Origin of the sequence: Methyloglobulus sp. (assembly GCF_040079455.1) — a bacterium.
Classification (GTDB): domain Bacteria; phylum Pseudomonadota; class Gammaproteobacteria; order Methylococcales; family Methylomonadaceae; genus Methyloglobulus.
This window is the reverse complement of the sequence record NZ_JBEBKJ010000157.1, coordinates 1-2,864: the sequence shown is the minus strand read 5'-3', so window position 1 is coordinate 2,864 and position 2,864 is coordinate 1. Positions and strand designations below refer to the sequence as shown.

The 2,864-nt window shown below is 39.5% G+C and carries 5 protein-coding genes and 1 pseudogene; 3 read left to right on the top strand and 3 right to left on the bottom strand.

The genetic code is table 11. The features are described 5' to 3' along the window. Positions 1–365 precede the first annotated feature (365 nt). From ABL924_RS18225 to ABL924_RS18215, 3 genes are all read left to right on the top strand, one after another. The gene (locus ABL924_RS18225) at positions 366–590 is read left to right on the top strand and encodes a hypothetical protein (protein ID WP_349028515.1); all 225 of its coding nucleotides are present in this window, start codon (positions 366–368) and stop codon (positions 588–590) included. A gap of 419 nt (positions 591–1,009) precedes the next feature. Further along, entirely contained in the window at positions 1,010–1,270 is a 261-nt protein-coding gene (locus tag ABL924_RS18220; protein WP_349028514.1) for an AbrB/MazE/SpoVT family DNA-binding domain-containing protein, read from the top strand. Beyond that, positions 1,267–1,665, top strand: coding sequence for a type II toxin-antitoxin system VapC family toxin (locus ABL924_RS18215; RefSeq protein WP_349028513.1), 399 nt, complete (start codon positions 1,267–1,269; stop codon positions 1,663–1,665). Before ABL924_RS18220 ends, ABL924_RS18215 begins: the two co-directional genes overlap by 4 nt. Before the next feature lie 23 nt (positions 1,666–1,688). On the opposite strand, the gene ABL924_RS18210 is transcribed toward ABL924_RS18215, so the two are convergent. The 3 genes and pseudogenes from ABL924_RS18210 to ABL924_RS18200 form a co-directional block, all read right to left on the bottom strand. Beyond that, a complete protein-coding gene (locus ABL924_RS18210) occupies positions 1,689–1,910 on the bottom strand; it encodes a hypothetical protein (RefSeq protein WP_349028512.1) in 222 nt (73 codons plus the stop codon). Positions 1,911–1,941: 31 nt separating this feature from the next. Then, positions 1,942–2,607 carry a tetratricopeptide repeat protein gene (locus ABL924_RS18205; RefSeq protein WP_349028516.1) on the bottom strand — a complete coding sequence of 222 codons (666 nt, stop codon included), beginning with the start codon at positions 2,605–2,607 and terminating at the stop codon, positions 1,942–1,944. After that, positions 2,596–2,754 (bottom strand): annotated as a pseudogene (locus tag ABL924_RS18200) (tetratricopeptide repeat protein); the annotation flags it as partial. The gene ABL924_RS18205 and the pseudogene ABL924_RS18200, both read right to left, overlap by 12 nt. Positions 2,755–2,864 lie beyond the last annotated feature (110 nt).

Here is a 2,864-nt window from a genome sequence, read left to right as displayed (position 1 = left end):
GTATTTGTCAATAAATAATAATATTTACTCTTAATATACATAATGTTACGATAATAACTAATTATTGTAGATTTTTTCGTATAGTTTCATTTATTATCCCTAAATATCACATAATTACAATTAATAGCCAATAAGCTCACTGCTTAAAGTGCGCCCTTTACTTAAAAGGCTAATACCATGGCTGATACTTCAAAAACAAATTCACTTGAAACAACTCTGATTGCGCGGGCGAAACAATCAAACAACCTGAGCTATGTGGAATTTTTGGCGAACCTGGAGTTGATAAAGTCTTATTTGGCTAAGGGTTTTACCCAAAGACTATCTGGGAAGCCTTAATTGAAGAAAACATTATTTCGGTTCACTACGTGACATTTTCCAGATATCTGCGGAAACAGAATTTAACTCGACTGAAAGTAAAACCAAATTCAGGCGATAAAAACATGGCAAACAATGCCATCGACACTAAAGCCGTTAGGCTAAGCCCAAACCCTAAAAACGATGGGGCAACCAATCAAACGGAAACCATCCAGTTAAAACTGCCTGATGGGATGTCACATAACCCTATGATCAATCCAAAGGATTTAATTTGATGTCTAAATACAATACATTCTAAAGACAATGTCCGCAGTGGAATATCATTGATCACTTGTCTACTCCGTTAAACCAGAACTTACCATTGTCACCGGTATCAGCTATGTCATTACCAATAATTTATCGGACTTTGCCAAAGCCGAGCTCAAGCATTTGGGTTATGGAGTCATTACACCAGAACACTTATTGAGGTTATGTTATTAACAATATTAGTACCGTATCCACCGACTACCTGACGACACGGCTGAACGCCTGAAAACCATTGCAAAACATCGGGACATCCGCCTTAATAAACTCATCTTCGAACTATCCACACAAGTCTTCGGGAAGAAGATGCCAACCCCGCTATGGTTAGCGTTTGAACCTTGCTGAAAAGTGTAATATACTAAGATATATACCACAACAGGAGGCCACTACGATGAGCCAAGTTGCCAAGTTATTTAACAATGGTCGCAGCCAAGCTGTTAGGTTGCCTGCCGCATTCCGGTTTGATACGCAGGAAGTGTTTATCCGCCAAGACCCAGAAACTGGCGATATTATTCTTTCGCGTAAACCGCCGGATTGGGTTAGTTTTTTTGCTGCGGTTAAAAATGCAGACATCCCTGCCGACTTTTTGGATGAACACGAACACAAGCAGGCATTGCAAAATCGCGATCCTTTTGAAGGCTGGCACGAGTGAAGCGATACCTGTTGGATACCAACATCGTAAGCCACCTGATAAAAGAGCATCCTGTTGTATCCCAACGAATTGTAAAAATGCCGATGGCATCGCTTGGCATCTCGGTTATCACCGAAGCCGAACTTTATTACGGCTTGGCAAAACGACCAGAGGCTAAGCGGCTTCACCTGGTCGTCGAAGAATTCCTAAAGCGTGTCGATGTCCTGCCTTGGGATAGTGCCATTGTGAAAATCTATGGGATTATAAGGGCTGAAATGGAACGCCAAGGCAAAACTCTTGCACCACTTGATCATTTGATTGCAGCTCACGCCCTGAGTATAGATGCTGTATTAGTGACCAATGATAAGGCTTTCTATCAGGTCGGTGGTTTAACGATAGAAGATTGGACAAACTAATGCTTAAACTTTCTCCTAAAATTTTAGAGGAATGATGCTTCAGAAAGAATCGCCTGCATGAGGCGGGTCTCGACCCGCCCTACTTGCTGGACAAGCGGCTGGTACGCCGAAACCTGCCCAATACCAGTCACGGCAAACGAAAATTGGGCGGGATTAATGTGGGTTGTGTAGGTTAGGGTGAGTGTACAAACCCCAAAAATCAAGGCTTCGGTTTTTGTTGCACCCATAAGGCATAAAGGTATCATTTTATTCAGCCAAAACTACACGCTAACAGAATTATTGGGGTATCCTTAAAAAAAGCATAAGTTCTTTTGCCCACTTTATTAATATTTTCTTTCTTAAAAAAGACTTGTACTCTTTTTCCAATCTTTCTGTATCAGGGTGTTCTTCGCCTAAAGAACTTGTTAAAACTGCTAGGCTTCTTTGGTAACTTCTTTCAGCATGAACAATAACCCATTGTTTTTGATAAATATACGCTAAGTTCCATAAGCAGTAACCAACATTAGTATGGTTTTTACCAAAAGCAACTTCTGTAATTTCAAGGCTTTTTTGGTACAAAGGTTTGGCTTTAGAGTATTTGCCTTGTAGTAAATGGGCTCTTGCCAAATTGCCTAAACAAATTCCAATACTTGGATGATATGGATATAAAATTTTCTCCATAATTTCAAAAACTTCTTTATATAAAGCCTCGGCAACGGAATACTTTTTTTGTGGGAAATATAATAGCCCTAAGTTATGTAAGCAATTGAAGAAAACTTGATGGTCTTGACCTAAAGCATTATCGATTACTACTAGAATTTTCTTATAAGTAACCTCTGCTTCGATATATCTTCTATTGGAGGATAAGATCTCTCTCAATTTAATTAAACTGGTGACAACTTCAGGATAGTTCTGACTTGCTTCCCCGCTTCTAGGCCTAAGAATTGATTTGTACAAAACCACAATTTCAGAGTATTTCTTTTGGCAAGAATAAAACTCGGTCAGTTCAAATAAACTTTGTGCGACTTGAGGATGATCTCTGCTAAAAGTTTCTTGATAAATCATATAGCTGAGTTGATGCATTGGCTCAGCTTCATTAAATTTACCTTGAGATCTATATAAAGAGACCTTTGCACGACCTCAAGCCCCAAAATGGGTAAAATAAGCCTTTATTCAAGTTCGAGCAATAGCCTATGTCCTGGAAGAACCTAGCCCAAACC